Consider the following 17,256-nt stretch of genomic DNA (forward strand, 5'->3'; position numbering starts at 1 on the left):
AAGCTCCGTTGAGGCGGGCGGGCGCGCCTTGCGGTACGCCTTGCCCGGGGTGATGCCGGATCAGCGCGAAATCGGCTTGTAGCGGATCCGCTTCGGCTTGGCGCCTTCTTCGCCCAGGCGCTTCTTCTTGTCGGCTTCGTATTCCTGGTAGTTGCCTTCGAAGAAGGCCCACTGGGAATTGCCTTCGGCCGCCAGGATGTGGGTGCAGATGCGGTCCAGGAACCAGCGATCATGGCTGATGATGAGCGCGCAGCCGGAGAACTCGAGCAAGGCGTCTTCCAACGCGCGCAAGGTTTCGACGTCCAGATCGTTGGACGGTTCATCGAGCAGCAGCACGTTGCCGCCGGCGATCAGCGTCTTGGCCAGGTGCAGGCGCCCGCGTTCGCCGCCTGACAGGTTGCCGACGATCTTCTGCTGATCGCCGCCCTTGAAGTTGAATCGGCCGATATAGGCGCGGCTCGGGCATTCGAACTTGCCCACGGTCAGCACGTCGGCGCCGTCGGCGATCACGTCGAACACGGTCTTGTCGTTCTCCAGCCCTTCGCGCGACTGGTCCACGGCCGCGATCTTGACCGTGCTGCCGATGTCGATGGTGCCCGAATCCGGCTGCTCCTTGCCCATGATCATTTTGAACAAGGTCGACTTGCCGGCGCCGTTCGGGCCGATGATGCCGACGATGGCGCCCGGCGGGATGCTGAAGCTCACGTTGTCCATCAGCAGCTTGTCGCCGAAGGACTTGGAGACGCCGTCGAAATCGATCACCTTGTCGCCCAGGCGCTCGCCGGGCGGGATGAAGATTTCCTGCGTCTCGTTGCGGCGCTGGTATTCGACGCTCGACATTTCCTCGTAGCGGGCCAGACGCGACTTGCTCTTGGCCTGGCGCGCTTTCGGGTTGGAGCGCACCCACTCCAGCTCCTTCTTCATCGCCTTCATGCGCGCCGCTTCCTGCTTGGCTTCCTGCTCCAGGCGCTCTTCCTTCTGCTCCAGCCAGCTGGAGTAGTTGCCCTTCCAGGGGATGCCGTGGCCGCGGTCGAGTTCGAGGATCCATTCGGCCGCGTTGTCGAGGAAGTAGCGGTCATGGGTGACGGCCACCACGGTGCCGGGGAAGCGCACCAGGAACTGCTCCAGCCACTCGACCGATTCGGCGTCGAGGTGGTTGGTCGGCTCGTCGAGCAGCAGCATGTCGGGCTTGGCCAGCAACAGCTTGCACAACGCCACGCGGCGCTTCTCGCCACCGGAGAGCTTGCCGATGACCGCATCCCAGGGCGGCAGACGCAGCGCGTCGGCGGCGATTTCCATCTGGGTCTCGACATCGGTGCCGGCCGTGGAAATGATGTTCTCGTAGCGCGCCTGCTCTTCGGCCAGCTTGTCGAAGTCGGCATCCGGCTCGGCATAGGCGGCATAGACGGCCTCCAGCTTCTGCTTGGCCTCCATCAGCTCGCCGAGCGCCGACTCGACCTCTTCCTTCACCGTCTTGGCGGGGTCGAGCTCGGGCTCCTGGGGCAGGTAGCCGATGGAGATGTTCGGCAGGTGCTGCACCTCGCCTTCGAATTCGGTATCCACCCCGGCCATGATCTTGAGCACGGTGGATTTGCCCGAGCCGTTCAGACCGAGCAGGCCGATCTTGGCGCCGGGGAAGAAGGACAGCGAAATGTCCTTGATGATCTGGCGCTTGGGCGGGACGACTTTGCTCACGCGGAGCATCGACATTACATATTGGGCCATTGGATTTGCTATCGGGTTACGATCTGGGAAAACCGAAACTTTACCCGAAGCGGCGATTGCCGGTGTGGCGGGGCAGGTGAAACCTCATGCAGATTTGTGTACTCGGCGCTGGCCTGGCCGGCGTGACCGCCGCTCAAGCGCTTGTTCGCGACGGCCATCAGGTGAGCGTCATCGATCGGGCCGCTGCGCCGGCGCAGGAAACCAGTTTTGCCAATGCGGGCCTGATTTCGCCCGGGCATGCGTTCAGCTGGGCGTCGCCCGGTGCACCGGTCACGCTGCTCAAGTCGCTGTTCGACCGGCAACAGGCGCTGCGCATCCGTCCGCGGCCGGACGCGGCCTTGCTGCGCTGGGGTTGGCGCTTCATGCGCAACTGCCAGGCCGACGCCTGGGCGCGCAATTCGCTGAAGCTGATGCGCCTGGCGACCTATGCCCAGCAGGCGCTCGACGCGGTGGTGGACGACACCGGTATCGAATTCGTGCATACGCGTGGCGGGCTGATCTACCTGTACGCCACCGATAGCGCGCTGGCCGATGCGCTATCCACCCTCAACCTGCTGCGCGAAGCGCAAATCGAGGCGCATGTGCTGACGCCCGACGCCGTCGTGAGGCTCGAACCCGCGCTGGCCACGCGAGCCGCACGCGTGGCCGGTGCCATCCACTGCCCGACCGACGCCAGCGGCGATGCCCATCAATTCACTGTCGAACTGGCCGCCTGGTGCGAGCGGCAAGGTGTGGCCTTCCATTTCAACGAAACGGTGCGCGACTGGCGGCTGGCCGGCGAGCGGATCGAGGCGGTGAGGACGGATCGGGGCGAGCACCGGGCCGATGCCTTCGTACTGGCGCTGGGCAGTTATTCGCCCTTGATCGCCCGGCCGCTCGGGCTGAAGCTGCCGATCTACCCGGTGCGGGGCAACTCGGTGTCCTTCCCGATCGGGCCCGAGCACGCGCCGCCGATGCTCGCCGGCATCGACGACGCATCGCTGACCGCCTGGTCGCGTCTCGGCCCGGTGCTGCGCCTGACCACCACCGCCGAGTTTTCGGGCTATGCCAATCAACAGTCGCCACGGGATGTCGCATTGCTCGTCGCGCGGGCGCAGGCGCTGTTCCCCGACGGCGCGGACTTCAGCCGACCGACGCCATGGACGGGCCTGCGCCCGATGACGCCCGAAGGCCCGCCCCTGGTGGGGCAGGCCGGGCCAGCCAACCTGTGGCTCAATACCGGCCACGGCGCGATGGGCTGGACCACCGCCACCGGCACCGCCCGCATCTTGGCCGATCTCATCGCCGGCCGTCGTCCCGAGCATCCCTTGCCGCTACCGCGGCTGTAGTAGCGGGGAGGGTGCCCGCGCCATGCTGCACGAGCGCACTGCGGAACAAAAAAAGGGTGCCAGCGGCACCCGATCATCGATGGCGAGGCGTTCAGTTCGCCGATGCCATCAGTGATTTGACCTTGTCGTCCTTGCCGGTCTTGCTGTCGTAGTCCTGGCGCTCGGCCTTGGCCGATGTCAGCGATTGAACGTCGCCGGAGACTTCGCCCCCTTCTTCGATCAGGATCTTGCCGTAGCGGATCTTGCCGCTGACCCGGCCGGTGGCATGGATGATCAGCTGCTTGCGCGCGGTCAGCTCGCCGTCGAAGTGGCCATGGATCTCCGCCACGTCGATGCCGACCTTGCCCGAGAAGGCGCCGTGTTCGGTGATGCGGATGACGCGGCTGTCCATGGTGGCCTCGACACGGCCTTCGACCACCAGGGTGTCGCAATCGAGAATCTCGGCGCCCTTGAGTTTGACGTCGGGGCCGACGATCAGGCGGCTACCGCTTTCTTCAGCGGATTCGCTCTGCGGCGTCTGGGTGGCGCGGGGGGTGTCGGTCGGGGTCTCGGTCTGGCTGCGCATATGGGCTCCAAAGGTTCCAGGTCGCGGGGTGGGGCGGGTGAGGTTGGACGTCGGTTGGCTCGGCGTGGGGGCGGTGGCCGGGGCAGGTGTTGGTTCTACGGTGTCACGCTTCGGGAACAGGCCGGGTTTGTTGAACATCTCATCTCCTTGACGATTGCAGCTGCGGGCGGGCCGTCCGCTTGGCCCGGCTCTTGCAAGGGGTATGCCACGCGCAGGAAGTCATTGAATCCGCGCGGCTTCCTGCCTGGGAATGACGTCGGCGTGGCGGTCGGCGGGCAGGCGGTGTGTCGCCGATGCCCGACACGGTGGCTGGGCCTTTTGCGTAGATCCTTGGTTTTACGAGAGATTTCCGTGTCGCTGATCGGCGACATCCGAGGCCGGAGACCCCTCGTCAAGCGCGCCCGTGGGCGCCCGCGAATGCCTTAGTGTTTGCATTTGCTTACCGCATCGACAAGGCGTGTCGCCTACAGTCGACGCCGTCACCCCGACTCCTGGGCGGATCCATGTTTTCCCGTATGTCATTCCGGCAGATGCTGCTTGCCGGCTTCGTGCTCATCGCGCTGGTGCTGAGCGCTGCCGCCCTGCAGGGGCTGCGAGTGCTCGAGTCCTTTGCCCAACAAAGCCGGGCAGGTGCCGACACGGCCCTGGGCTTGACCACCGCGGCGCAGCAACTGGCTCAGCGCACGGTGGACATGGAGCGCAGCGCCCGCCAGTTCATGGTGCTCAACGATCCGGTGCTTCGCCAGCGCTACCGTGACGCACGGCGCGACGCCGAATCCGCCCTGGGCCATTTCTCCCGCGCGGCGCCGGCCACGCTCGGCGGGGTGGCCGATGCCTGGCGGGCAGCGGCGGATCAAGCCGAGGCGGCCATCGAGGCGCCGGCCGACGAAGCGGCGCTGCGCGAGGCGCTCGATCGCTTGCACCGGATCAACGGGCGTCTCACCGTCGAAGGCCGTCAGTGGATCGCGCTGCAGAACGCCCGCCTGCTCGACACCCTCGAAGCCAACCGCCTGCGCCTGGCCTGGCAGGTCTTGCTCGCGCTCCTCGTGGCGGCGGCCGTGGCGGCCTTTTTCGGCTGGCAGCTGGCCCGGCCGGTCAAGCAGATCGAGGAGGGCATCGCCCGTCTGGGCGACAACCTGCTCGAGTCCAGGGTGGATGTCGAAGGCCCCTCCGACCTGCGCCAGGTCGGCCTGCGCCTCGACTGGCTGCGCCAGCGGCTGGCTGAGCTCGAGACCGACCGGGCGCGCATGCTGCGGCATGTCTCCCACGAGCTGAAAACGCCGCTGGCAGCGGTACGCGAGGGCATTGCCCTGCTCGATGACGAAGTCACCGAACCGCTCGCCGATGGCCAGCGAGAGGTGGTCGACATCCTGCGTGACAACGCCCATCTGCTGCAGGGGCGGATCGAAGATCTGCTCGACTTCAACGCGGCGGTGTTCGACGCCCGCCGCCTGAAGCCGGGCCCGATCCGAGTCGATGAGTTCCTCAACGAGGTGGCCGACGGCCATCGGCTGCAGGCCAAGGCACGAGAGGTCGACATTGCGCTGGCGAGCGAGCCGATCGCCGTCGAAGCCGATGCCGGCAAACTCGGCGTGGCGGTCGGCAACCTGCTGGCCAATGCGATTTCCTTCAGCGCGGCGGGCAGCGTGGTCACCTTGCGCGCGCGCCGGGCCAGCGGACAGATTCATATCGACTGTATCGACACCGGCCCGGGCATCGACGAAAACGATGTGCCGCGCATCTTCGACCCCTTTTTCCAGGGGCGTCGCCAGGGAGCGACACCCCGCCAGGGCAGCGGCGTCGGGCTGTCCATCGTCCGCGAGTATGTCCAGGCCCATGGCGGCCGCGTGCTGCTGCTGTCCGGCGACGGCGGTGCCCATTTCCGAATCGAGCTTCCGCTCACACATTGAGACACCATGTTTGATCCGTTCCGATCCCTCCGCGACACGGCATGCGCCTTTGTTTTCGGCCTGCTCACCGGGTGCGCACAAATGCCCATGGCCAACACCGGCGCCGCCTCCAGCGACGACCCGGTCAAGACGGCGGTACGTCATGACGATGTCACCCCCCGCGCCTTGTTGGCTTACGGCCGACATGTCGCCGAACTGGACGCGGCCGGTTTTGCGCGCGAACTCAAGGCGCTCGACGGGCAGGGCAGCGATCCGATGAGCCAGATGCGCCTGGCGCTGCTGCATGCCCAGCCGCGTGCCGATGCCGACCTGGCCCGGGCCATCGGCTTGCTCGACAAGCTGATGGCCAATCGCACTCCCGAGGCGGCCGCGCTCAAACCGCTGGCGCGGATCCTGCATGTGCAGTTATCGAGCCGCGCCCGTCTGATGGCCCAGAACGAAGCCCTGCTGGCCGACGCCCAGTCCGGACGCGAGGCCGTGGCCGACCTGCAAAAGAAGCTGGACGCGCTGACCGCCATCGAACGCACCCTGAAGGCACCCGCGCCCGGCCCGACGGAGAATCCGCAATGAATCTCGCCGTGCGCGCCAACCCGACGCATGCCAACGACCCGATGCTGCCGAGACTGCTGCTGGTCGACGACGACGCCGACCTGCTGCGCCTCTTGTCGCTGCGCCTGCGCGCCAGCGGCTACTGTGTCGACGCCGTCGATTCGGCGGAGTCGGCCCTGGCGCATCTGGCCGTGCACACGCCGGCGCTGGTCATCAGCGATGTGCGCTTGCCCGGGCGCGACGGCCTGTCGCTGTTCGACGAGATCCGCAACAGCCACCCCGGCCTGCCGGTGATCCTGCTGACCGCCCACGGCAGTATCCCCGATGCCGTGGACGCCACGGCACGCGGCGTGTTCGGCTATCTCACCAAGCCCTTCGACAGCCGCGTGCTGCTCGACAAGGTGCGCCGGGCGCTCGATGTCTCGGCGCCCCGCATGCGCTATGCGGGCGCGCACGACCACGCCTGGCGGGCCGAGATCGTCAGTCGCAGCGCACGCATGAACGAGGTGCTGGAGGAGGCCCGCATGGTCGCCACGGGCGATGCCAGCGTGCTCATCCGCGGCGCCAGCGGCAGCGGCAAGGAGCTGCTGGCACGGGCCATCCATCGTGCCAGCCGGCGTGCGGATCAGCCCTTCGTGGCGATCAACTGCGGTGCCATTCCCGAGGCCTTGCTCGAATCCGAACTGTTCGGCCATGTCAAAGGCGCCTTCACCGGCGCCAGCATGTCCAGCGATGGCCTGTTTCTCAGCGCCGACGGCGGCACCCTGTTTCTCGACGAGATCGGCGACATGCCGCTGCCGCTGCAGGTCAAGCTGCTGCGCGTCCTGCAGGAGCGGGCGGTGCGGCCCGTCGGCGCGACACGGGCGCGGCCGGTCAATGTGCGGATCATCTCTGCCACCCATCGCGATCTGGACGCCGCCATGCATGAAGGCAGCTTCCGCGAAGACTTGTACTACCGGCTCAATGTCGTGCGCCTGTCGCTGCCGTCGCTCGACGAGCGCCGGGAGGACATCCCCTTGCTGGCCGGGCATTTCATCCAGGGCCTGTCCGAAAAATACGGCAAGACCATTCATGGCTTCGCGCCCGAAGCGCTGGAAATGCTGGTGGCGGCGGCCTGGCCGGGCAATGTGCGCCAGTTGTACAACGTGGTTGAGCAGGTGTGTGCGCTCACCACCACCCCGCTGATCCCGTCCACGCTGGTACAGCGGGCGCTGCGGGCGCCCTCGGTCGAAGTGCTGACCTATGCCGAAGCCCGCCTGCGCTTCGAGCGCGAGTACCTCACCCAGGTGCTGAAAATCACCGGTGGCAACGTCACCGACGCCGCACGTCTGGCCGACCGCAACCGCACCGAGTTCTACCGGCTGCTGCAGCGCCATGCACTGACGCCGGCGATGTTCCGCCTGGCCGACGAGGACGCGCTTGTCGCCATGACGGGACAGCCGAAATCCTTGCAGGGCAAGGGTTCCTGACGATATTGAAAAATTGACGTTGTCATTTGGCGACAGAATCCGGGCGCTTCGCCGGGCCTTGTGCGGCGCGCCAACGCAAGTGCATGGCAAGTCATTGAAGTTTCGCGAAAATATTATTCTGGCATGATCGCTGCTGAGGAGCTGCGTGACGACCCAACGGCGTCACTCGTATCTTTCACAGGAGTTACATCATGAAATACGGATTTTCTGCAGCCAGCCTCATCGCCATGACCGCCCTGTCTTTCGGCCTCGCCCAGCCCGTTATCGCCGGCGAAGCGGCCGCGCCGACCCAGGCACCGGCGCTCAGCACCTCGGCGGCCGATGCCGCCATCAAGGGCAAGGTCGAGGCGACGCTCGCTGAAACCAAGACGCTGCAGGACGCCAACATCCGCGTCGATGTCAGCGAAGGCGTGATTCTGCTCAGTGGCAAGGTGAATTCGCCGGCACAGCGCGATGCCGCCGCACAGCGGGCGGCCGCGGTGGAGGGGGTCAAGCGCGTCATCAACGAGTTGGCGATGCAGAAAGCGGGTTGATCCGCTCATCGAGCGGCTGAGGCGCCCGCATGGCGGTGCCGCCTCCGACAACGGCACGTCCACGGGCGTGCCGTTGTTTTGCGTATCCTCCGAAACCCGCATGGCTAGGGGATTGCGACGATGTGTCGCAGCCGATTTTCGGCCGATGTTGCCATAGGTCAAGCGCTGAATATCATCACATTCTTATGCTCCACCCCGGTTCGAATTCAGTCAGTCCAAAACCGGGAGAAGAAGATGCTGCGAATGAAACTGCTGCCCGCCGCGATCGGCGTGCTGGTGGCCCAAGGGGCCCTGGCGCAGTCCACCGAGACCGTGATGGCGCCCACCGTGGTGACCGCACCGGCGATGGCCGAAGCCCTGGTGGTGACCACCGACCCGAAGGCGCCGCGCCAGCCGGTGCCGGCGCACGATGGGGCCGATCTGCTCAAGAACATCCCCGGCTTCTCGGTGGTGCGCAAGGGGGGTACCGACGGCGACCCGGTCTTCCGTGGCATGGCCGCCTCGCGCCTGGGTATCCTGCTCGACGGCGAGATGATCCTCGGCGGCTGCGGCATGCGCATGGATCCGCCGACGGCGTATGTGTTCCCCGAAGCCTACGACAAGGTGACGGTGCTCAAGGGGCCGCAGAGCGTCAAATACGGCCCCGGCAACAGCGCCGGTGTGGTGCTGTTCGAGCGCAAGGCGCCCGACTTTTCGACTGCAGGCGCCCATGGCGACGCCAGCCTGCTGATGGGCAGTGCCGACCGCAACGACCAGGTGCTCACCGGCCAGGCCGGTAACCCCAGCTTTTATGCCGACGCCGCGCTTACCCGCTCGGACGCCAACAACTATGAAGACGGCGACGGCAACGAAGTGCATTCGTCCTACACCCGCTGGAGCACCAACCTCGCCCTGGGCTGGACGCCGGATCGCAACACCCGGCTCGAACTGTCCCTGGCCAAGAGCGACGGAGAGGCCCGCTACGGCGACCGCAGCATGGACGGCGTCAAATTCGACCGCGAGAACGTCGGGCTGAAATTCGAGAAGACACAGATCTCGCCGCTGCTCGCCAAGGTCGAGGCGCAGATCTATCGCAACTATGTCGATCATGTGATGGACAACTATTCGCTGCGCACCAACACCGGCATGAAGTCGGTCAGCAACCCGGATCGCGATACCCAGGGCGCACGCTTTGCCGCCACCCTGAACCTGTCGGATGCTACGGTGCTGGACATCGGCGCCGACCTGCAGCGCAACGAACACACCCTGCGCAAAGCCAGCAGCATGATGGGCGAACCGGATTATGAATCGCTGCGCCGGACGGCCGACATGCGTTTCTTCAGCTACGGCATCTTCGGCGAGATGCAGCACATGCTCGACGACGGACACCGTGTGATCGGCGGCCTGCGCCTCGACCGCAACCGCGCCGAGGACCAGCGCACCGGCCGCACCACCTCCGGCGTCGAGGACACCGATACGCTCAAGGCCGGCTTCATCCGCTATGAGCACGACCTGGGCGGCGGCAAGACGCTGTATGCCGGTCTGGGCCACAGCGAGCGGGCGGCCGACTACTGGGAGCGCAGCAAGAATCCGACCGCCATGTCGATGATGATGACCGGCAGCGCCAGCACCTTCGAGGTCAAGCCCGAGAAGACCACCCAGCTCGACATCGGTGCGCTGCATCAGGCCGGCCCGGTGCAGGCTTCGGTATCGGCCTTCTTCGCCAAGCACCGGGACTACATCCTGATCGAAACCTTGCCGGCCGTCAGTGCCTGGGCCAGCAATGCCCGCAATATCGACGCCACCACATGGGGCGCGGAAGCCGACCTGCGTTATGACTTCAGCGCGACCTGGAGCGGTACGGCCACGCTCGCCTGGGTGCATGGCGAAAACGACACCGACGACACCGCCCTGGGGCAGATTCCGCCGCTCGAGGGGCGTCTCGGCCTCAACTACAAGACTGGAAGCTGGTCGGCCGGCGCCCTGTGGCGCTTGGTATCCGGCCAGGACCGGGTGAATGTCGGCACCGGCAACATCGTCGGCCAGGACACCGGCGAGACCGGCGGTTTCGGCGTGTTCTCGCTGCATGCCAGTTACGCGCCGACCAAACGCGCGCTGCTCTCCGCGGGTATCGACAACCTGTTCGACAAGACCTACGCCGAACATATCTCGCGCAGCGGCGCCACCATCGCCGGCTATGAAACCACCGACCGCATCAACGAGCCGGGCCGCACGCTTTGGCTGAAACTTCAACTCGCGCTCGAGTGAGCGATGCGCAGGGCAGGGCGGGCTCACCTTCGATGCTCGCCCGCGCCCAGCGCCCTTGCGTGGCAGGTTCAAAGGCCGCATCAGTACTGAGACAAGGCGATTGTCATACGACAAAGTCGTTCTTTCACTGGCGCCATGCATGTTGTATAAACACGGCTTTGCCTATCGAGAGAGCCGGATGGATATCGATGCTTTGATGCGTCCCGTGCCCGGGGACGACGCGCCCTGCGGCCAGGACATGATGTTTTCCGCTGAGTTCGACGCGATCCAGGACGCGCGGCGCTTCGACGATCCGTCGCTGGCACAGGGCGAGTGGGTGACGCAGGTCAAGGAGGCGGACTGGCCGCAGGTCATCCGTTTGTGCCAGACGCTGCTGGCCGAGCGCACCAAGGATCTGCGCGTGGCCGTGTGGCTGACCGAGGCGATGGCAAGCACGCGCGGCCTCGATGGCCTGGCCGACGGGTACGACTTGCTGGCCCGCCTGTGCGACACCTGGTGGGACTCGGTGCATCCCCTGCCGGACGACGATGATCCGAGCCAGCGGATCGGCAGCGTCGACTGGCTGGTGACCCGCAGCACCCGCCTGATCCAGGAAACGCCGATCACGCGCTCCGCAAAAGGCCGCTACGCCCTGCAGGATCTGGCCTCCGCACGGGCGACCGCGTCGAGCATGGAGCGCAACCCCGGCGCGGCCGACGAAGTCGCACGCAAGGCGCATCTGACCATGGCGCAGTTCGAGGCCGCACGCAAGGACACGCCGGGCGCCTACTTCGTCAGTTGCGTGGCGGCGGTGGAGCGGGCCAGCGCGGCCGTGTCGGCGTTCAAACGCATCATCGACGTCGCTTTGGGGGAAGATGCGCCGGCCTTCGGCGGGGTCTTCGACGCCCTCCAAGAGTTCGAGGCCATATGCCGGCGCTACGCGCAGGAAGCGGGGCACCACACCGGGCCAGCGCCCGACGCGCCGACACCGGCCGCCGATGCCCCGGCGGCTGCGAATGCGTCGTCTGCGGTGGGCGCTGCGGCGCCCGCTCACGGACCGATCCGGACGCGCGACGATGCACTACGCCAACTCAATGACATCGCCGCCTTTTTCAAAGCCACCGAGCCCCACAGCCCGGTCGCCTACCTGGCCGAAAAGGCCGCTCGGTGGGGGCAGATGTCGCTGCACGAATGGTTGCGGGCGGTGGTCAAGGACGATGCCGCCTTGTTGCAGATGGAAGATCTGCTGGGCGTGCCGCCGCGCGATGCCGAGGCGCAGGGCACCGATCGGTGAATGGGGTGGGCCGCACCGCTGGCCCGCCGCCGTGTTTGTGACGAATCGTTGGCTGGGCCAGCCAGCCTTGTGATGCGCCGCGCGTGGCGGAAGCCCTGCGCGACGATGGCAGCGTCGGCGCTCAGTTGGCCAGGCGGAACTCGATGCGGCGGTTCTTGGCGCGCCCCTCGAGGGTGTCATTGCTGGCGATCGGGCGGTCCGGGCCGGCGCCCAGGGCGCTCAGCGAGGTTTCCGGCAGGCCTTTGCGGATCAGGTAATCACGCACTGCGTTGGCCCGCGACAGGCTCAGCACAACATTCGACATCCGCTCGCCGCTGCTGTCGGTGTGGCCGATGATCTGGACGCTCGGGCGCTCCAGGCGGCGGATGGCCGCTTCCATCTCTTCGACGATGGCGATGCCGGCCGGCGTCAGGGTGGCCGAGCCGACCTCGAATTCGATGACCCGGCCCGACAGCGCCTGATCGAGCTGCGACTGCGCGTTGGCACCGACCACCAGCGCGTTGTCGATGGTGTAGGTCGGATTGAGCGCCGTGGCCATGGCACTGACGATCTGCTGGCGCTGGGCCTCGTTGGCCACCGTGCCCTTGAGCGCCACTTGCGTGCCATTGACCTGTAGTTGACCGCCATGCACCTGTTTGAGCGGCGCGGCCAGCAGTTTGCCCATGTACTCGGTCCAGTTGGGCGGCGGCACGACCCCGCCGACTTCAAGCCGGTCAACGACGGCCGCAGCGCCATACAGATCGCGCAAACGGGTGAGGATCGCGCTGCGCGAGGCCTCGTCGGGGACGATGCCGGTGGCGACGACTTCGCGCGGTGCCGCGGTGGCCGCCGAGGCCGGTGTGCCGGCGCTGGCCGACAGGCTCAGGAGCGAGAGGGTCAGGGCGGCAATGAAACGGATGGGCATGGTCATTCCCCAAGAAAAACTTCGCGAAAGGTGCTCACCGCGGCTTCCAGCGTCAGCGTTGGCTGGTGCAGGTAGCTCGACAGCTTGGCGACGCCGTAGTCGCCGCTGAGCGCGTCGTGCTGTTCGATCCATTCCGGGTCGTCGAGCACGATCAGATGCTCGGGAGCGGTGTCGGGCGACATCACGGCCAGCAGGGTGCGCGCCGATGCCCCGTTGAAACCCACCACCAGGCGTGCGCCGTTGGCGTCGCGGGCGATCAGCACCTGCAGTTCGGCGCCGCTTTGGCGCAGGAAGGCGGTGATCAGGTAGAGCCACAGGCTGGCGGCGATATTGCGGTCGCGTTCGTCGTCCGGCAGCGGGAGCACCAGCGCCTTGTCGATCGGCGAGGCGCCGTTGCCGAGCAGCGGGCGCATGAGCAGGCCGATGGCGAGGATGATCCGGCGCACCGCGTCGGCGCTCAGCGGCGGGGAGATCCGCTCGGCAAATGCGGCAAGCGTGGTGCGTCGCACGTAGTTGCCCAGCGGATCCGAGCCCAGCGCCAGCGAAAACTCGGCGGAACAGTCGAGTTCGCTCAGCGCCGACAGCACCTGCGCCACTTCGCTACCCGCCAGGGCCGAGCGCGCGATGCCGCGCAGGTTGCCGAACGGCCGCGACAGACCGGCCGGTGCGCAGCGGAACATCAAGGTGTCGTCACGTTCGATGGTGGCGACCGTCAGGAAGGGAAAGCGGCGCCCCGAGGCGTCCTGGCTGGGCCGCAGATGGCCGATCACGGAGACGCGACTGCGCGCGCCGACGAAGGCGAAATCGACCGCTGGTGCCGCATCGTAGGCCTGCTTCCAGCGCGGATCGTCGGACAGCAACTCCATGGCCGACGACACCCAGCGGTCGAGCATGCTGATGAGGCCATGCTGGTTGGGCCCTTTGACGAAATCGCCGCGGCTGGGCAATTTGCCGAAGCAGGTGGCCGGGGGGGCGAAGGACGCGCCGGTCATTGGCGTTCTCCGGCGGATGCCACGGCCACCGGTGCGGCAGCGGCGGCCGTGGCGCCGCCCACCGGGCCGCCGGCAATCCGGGCGGGCAGGGCGACGCCGCCGAGCCCGCGCTGGGCGGCTTCACCCGCCTGTGTGGCGGCCTGCGCCTGGGCGCTGCTGATGATGCGCAGATCGACGCTGACCTCGATGCCGTCGCGCGACCAGCTCAGGCGGAAGGTGTTGTCGGGCTGCCGGGTGCGCTGGGCCGAATTGATCATCTTCTCGAGGCCGAAGCGACCCGGGAAGTTGACCAGCTCGACGCTGCTGCCGTCGAAGGCGGTCGCCACGATGCGCGCGCCCGGCACGCCGCCGGCATTGGGCCAGACGAAGTTCGCCCAGGGGGTCGGGCCGTTGCGGTAGTCGAGCTTCTGACCGTCGATTTCGATCACATAGCTGGTGGCGCCTGGCACCGGTCGCGGGCGCAGCATGAACACCGTCTGCGGTTGTGCGGCGCCGCCGTCGGCAGCCGCTCCGTCGAGCGAGGCGACCCAGTGCGAGAAGCCGGCCATGAAATCAGGCGTGAGCTGGATGCCCAGATCGCCCCAGGTGCGCGGCGTGACGGTGTTGCCCCGGCGCACCACCAGCGAGCCCATGGTGCCGTCCACATAGTTGGCGATGGCGCCTTCGGGGCCGAAGATCTGGGCGATTTCCTGCGGCGAGGCTTCGATGTTGGCCTTGGCCGAGAACGGGTACTTGATGGCCAGTTTGCGATTGAAGGGCTCGAAGACCTGGATGCCCCAGGACTTGTTGAGCTCCTGCTCGGCGGGGCCGAGCACGGCCGAGAAGGTCTGCAGCAGAGGGCGCAGCAGCAGCGGGCGCAGCACGGCCCGTTGGTTGTCGGGCATGCCGGTCAGCATCTGCTCGTCCACGAAGCGCAGCGTGTCGGCCAGTTCGGAGTCGCCGCCGTCGATGGTCTCGCGCAGCAGCTTGATGGCGCCGGGGCCCTGGTCACCGAGATTCTTGAGCTGATTCAGCCGGCTACGGACTTTGGAGAGCTGTTTGAGATAGGTGGCCGACAGCGGGTCGGCCGTGTCGCGCGGGATCATCAGACGGCCGAAGCCGGCGAATTCCTGACCGATCGGCCCCATCGGCACGGCGGCCGCCTTGGCCGTCATGTTGACGTCCACCTGCACCCGGCTGGGGGTCATGCGCAGCACCGAGCGCTTGAACCACTCGACGAAGCCTTTTTCAGCGCGCTCCAGGCCGACATTGGCGATCGTCGGGTTGTCCCAGGAGGTTTGGTCGAAGATGGCCTGGAGCAGGGTGCCGATGGGTGAGTTGACCGGATCGCCCAGTCGGTTCATGCCGGTGACGGCAGCCGCGAAGGAGTCGAAATTGCTGATGTTGATGCCCTGCACAAAGCGCTTCCACTCGTCGGCGTAGTCTTGCTTGTACATGGCGATCAAGGACTTCTGGATCTGCTCGGGGCTGCCTTCCAGCGTCAGATCGTCCTTGACCGAGGTCTTGAGCACCCAGTCGGCGCTGTTCTGTTCGCTGGTCGCCGCTTCCTTGATGGCCTCCTGCACATACTCGCGCCAGGCCTCGACGGTAAAGGCGCCGGACACCACATGGCTGCCCGAGACGATGTTGGCGTTGTCGGGGCCGACCAGCGCGGCGACCGTGACCGGCGGGAAGCGGGTCGACGCGCGCGCCTTGAGTTCGGCATAGACCCGCTCGGCGGCGGGCATGCCGCGCACCACCCGGCGCAGGTTGTCGCGGGTCTGGTCGACGATGGCCAGATTGGGGTCGAGGACCGGCCAGTCGGGATGGTGGGCATGTTCGAGATGGAAGGTGAGAACGCGCTCCGCGGCCCGGATCAATTGCTCCCGCGGCATGGTGCCGCGATTGGCTTCCAGCCAGTTGCGCCAGAAGCGGGTGATCTGGTCGGACAGGTGCCCGACCTCGATATGATCCCGGCTGGACAGCATCAGGTAGGTCTTGAGCGCGTTGTAGGCGTCCTCGACATCGGTCGGCGTGCCGCGCTGATAGGTGCCGCTCGCGCGCAGCGCGGGCGTGTCGGTCGCATCCCGGGCGACGAGCTGCCCGGCATGGCGATTGACCTCGATCAGGAAGGCTTCGAGATTCTCCGCGACCGGTCTGAGCATGAGGTTCTTGACGCCGGCGAAGTACTCGCTGCGCAGCTTGTCGGCCAGGCGGTCGCCCTGGTAGAGGCCCAGACCGATGGACAGCGGGTGATCCTCGTTGAAGCGTTCGAGCTGGCTGAGGCGGTCCTGCAGGATGCCCAGCGCGTCGAGCCGGGACTGCAGATCCAGCCGACCGTCCTGGATACGCTCGGCCTGCTGCAGGTCTTGCTCGACGTTCTGGAGCAGCGCGCGGTTGTTGAGGAAGGACCAGCTCCAGCCGCCCAGCGCCACGCCGAGCAGGCACAGGCAGCCGATCACGGCGGCCTGCCGCCAGCGCAGCCGCGACCGGCTGGCGTACTGACGGACGAGGTGACGGTCGGCGAAGATCACCTTCGAGAACAGGTCTTTGAGGAAGAAGCCGTGGTTCGAACTCATCCGCAGCGGCATCGGGCCGTCGCCGCTGAGGCCGAACTTGCGGGTGATGCGCTCGTTGGCCAGAGGCTTGGTTTCGCCGTCCTGCACCGCCGAGGTGATATAGAAGCCGCGGAAGATCGGTTTGAACTGGAAGGGGTTCTCTTCGAACAAGGTGGCGAGAAAGGCCTTCAGCGCCGGTTTGATGCCAATGAACTCGGACGGAAAGGTCAGCAGCCCCGGGGGCGAACGCTCTCCCTGGCTGCGGGACATCTGTGCCACGCTCAGCGCGCGCAGGCCCTCGTGCAACTCGTCGAAGCGCTGGTCGAACAGCGCGATGGCGTCGTCGGCGCCAGCGGGTTCGTAGGGCAGGGTGGCGCCCCAGGCGCGATCGCGCTCGTTCCAGTCGAGGTCGTGGAAGAAATCATGAAAACCGGGGATCAGGTCCGCCTTGGTGAACAGCACGTAAACCGGGGCGAAGACGGCAAGCTCCTCGGTCAGCTCCTGGACGCGCTGACGCAGGTTCTTGGCCAGGCCGATGGCGAAGCTGGGGCTGTTTTCGATCAGCTCGGCGATGCTGACCGTGACGATGATGCCGTTGATCGGCGCACGGGCACGGTACTTCTTGAGCAGCCCGAGAAAACCGAGCCACTCGTCGCGGTCCTCTTCGTGGGCCGAATACCGCCCGGCGGTGTCGAGCAGAATGCCTTCGGTGGTGAAGAACCAGTCGCAGTTGCGGGTGCCGCCGATGCCCTTGATGATGCTACCGGCACCGTCGTCGAACGGAAACTTGAGGCCGGAATTGACGATCGCCGTGCTCTTGCCGGCCGCCGGATTGCCGATCGTGATGTACCAGGGCAGCTCGTACAGCGCCGCCGCGCCCGACATCTGCCCGAGGCGCGAGCCCTTGATGGTCTTGACTGCCGCCTGCATGCGCTCCTGGAGCACGGCGACCTCGGAGCCTACCGAGGCGTTGCGGGAGGCGCTGCTCGTCTCGCCTTGCTGTTCGAGCATCGAGCCGAGGGCGTCGGCCGATTTGCGTGCCCGGTGCCGGCGGACCAGCCACACCACCAACCAGATGACGAGCAGCACGCCGCTGGCGACGGCCGCCCACATCAAGGCGAGTTTCAGGGTTTTCGCGCCCAGGAAAAAGAAGGCGATGGCCGCACTGATGCCGACGAACGCCAGGAAACGGGAGTCACACAGAAGAGATCGAATTCGGGACAT

At 66.6% G+C, this 17,256-nt stretch carries 12 protein-coding genes; 7 read left to right on the forward strand and 5 right to left on the reverse strand.

The features are described 5' to 3' along the window. Window positions 1-60 precede the first annotated feature (60 nt). On the reverse strand, window positions 61-1,725 hold the full coding sequence (gene ettA / locus I8J34_RS03335; RefSeq protein ID WP_214359954.1) for an energy-dependent translational throttle protein EttA: 1,665 nt from the start codon (window positions 1,723-1,725) through the stop codon (window positions 61-63). Between the two features lie 86 nt (window positions 1,726-1,811). Here ettA and I8J34_RS03340 point away from each other — a divergent pair, with 86 nt between their 5' ends. After that, a complete protein-coding gene (locus I8J34_RS03340; protein ID WP_214359955.1) occupies window positions 1,812-3,053 on the forward strand; it encodes a D-amino acid dehydrogenase in 1,242 nt (413 codons plus the stop codon). 91 nt (window positions 3,054-3,144) lie between these two features. Here the strand turns inward: I8J34_RS03340 and I8J34_RS03345 are convergent, their stop codons facing one another. Continuing rightward, entirely contained in the window at window positions 3,145-3,756 is a 612-nt protein-coding gene (locus I8J34_RS03345) for a bactofilin family protein (protein WP_230411691.1), read from the reverse strand. 377 nt (window positions 3,757-4,133) lie between these two features. Between I8J34_RS03345 and I8J34_RS03350 the strand changes: the two genes are divergently transcribed. The 6 genes from I8J34_RS03350 (at window position 4,134) to tssA (ending at window position 11,599) form a co-directional block, all read left to right on the forward strand. Then, entirely contained in the window at window positions 4,134-5,528 is a 1,395-nt protein-coding gene (locus I8J34_RS03350) for a sensor histidine kinase (RefSeq protein ID WP_214359956.1), read from the forward strand. An 81-nt stretch (window positions 5,529-5,609) separates the two neighbouring features. Then, complete coding sequence (locus I8J34_RS03355; protein WP_214359957.1) at window positions 5,610-6,098, forward strand: hypothetical protein; 489 nt, start codon at window positions 5,610-5,612, stop codon at window positions 6,096-6,098. Next, complete coding sequence (locus I8J34_RS03360) at window positions 6,095-7,546, forward strand: sigma 54-interacting transcriptional regulator (protein WP_304512881.1); 1,452 nt, start codon at window positions 6,095-6,097, stop codon at window positions 7,544-7,546. The genes I8J34_RS03355 and I8J34_RS03360 overlap by 4 nt, the downstream gene beginning before the upstream one ends. Before the next feature lie 191 nt (window positions 7,547-7,737). Beyond that, window positions 7,738-8,079, forward strand: coding sequence for a BON domain-containing protein (locus I8J34_RS03365; RefSeq protein ID WP_214359958.1), 342 nt, complete (start codon window positions 7,738-7,740; stop codon window positions 8,077-8,079). A gap of 234 nt (window positions 8,080-8,313) precedes the next feature. Next, the gene (locus tag I8J34_RS03370; protein ID WP_230411692.1) at window positions 8,314-10,326 is read left to right on the forward strand and encodes a TonB-dependent copper receptor; all 2,013 of its coding nucleotides are present in this window, start codon (window positions 8,314-8,316) and stop codon (window positions 10,324-10,326) included. 178 nt (window positions 10,327-10,504) lie between these two features. Next, entirely contained in the window at window positions 10,505-11,599 is a 1,095-nt protein-coding gene (gene tssA / locus I8J34_RS03375; protein WP_214359959.1) for a type VI secretion system protein TssA, read from the forward strand. 121 nt (window positions 11,600-11,720) lie between these two features. Here the strand turns inward: tssA and I8J34_RS03380 are convergent, their stop codons facing one another. Genes I8J34_RS03380 through tssM form a run of 3 tightly spaced genes read right to left on the reverse strand, consistent with a single transcriptional unit; the run spans window position 11,721 to window position 17,256 of the window. Then, window positions 11,721-12,503: an OmpA family protein gene (locus tag I8J34_RS03380; RefSeq protein ID WP_230411693.1), complete on the reverse strand. Its 783-nt coding sequence runs from the start codon at window positions 12,501-12,503 to the stop codon at window positions 11,721-11,723. Window positions 12,504-12,505: 2 nt separating this feature from the next. Continuing rightward, window positions 12,506-13,495, reverse strand: coding sequence for a type VI secretion system-associated protein TagF (gene tagF / locus I8J34_RS03385; protein WP_214359961.1), 990 nt, complete (start codon window positions 13,493-13,495; stop codon window positions 12,506-12,508). Then, window positions 13,492-17,256 (reverse strand): type VI secretion system membrane subunit TssM, encoded by a 3,765-nt coding sequence (tssM, locus tag I8J34_RS03390; RefSeq protein WP_214359962.1) that lies wholly within the window; start codon window positions 17,254-17,256, stop codon window positions 13,492-13,494. The genes tagF and tssM overlap by 4 nt, the downstream gene beginning before the upstream one ends.

The organism is Denitromonas iodatirespirans (genome assembly GCF_018524365.1).
GTDB classification, from domain to species: Bacteria; Pseudomonadota; Gammaproteobacteria; order Burkholderiales; family Rhodocyclaceae; genus Nitrogeniibacter; species Nitrogeniibacter iodatirespirans.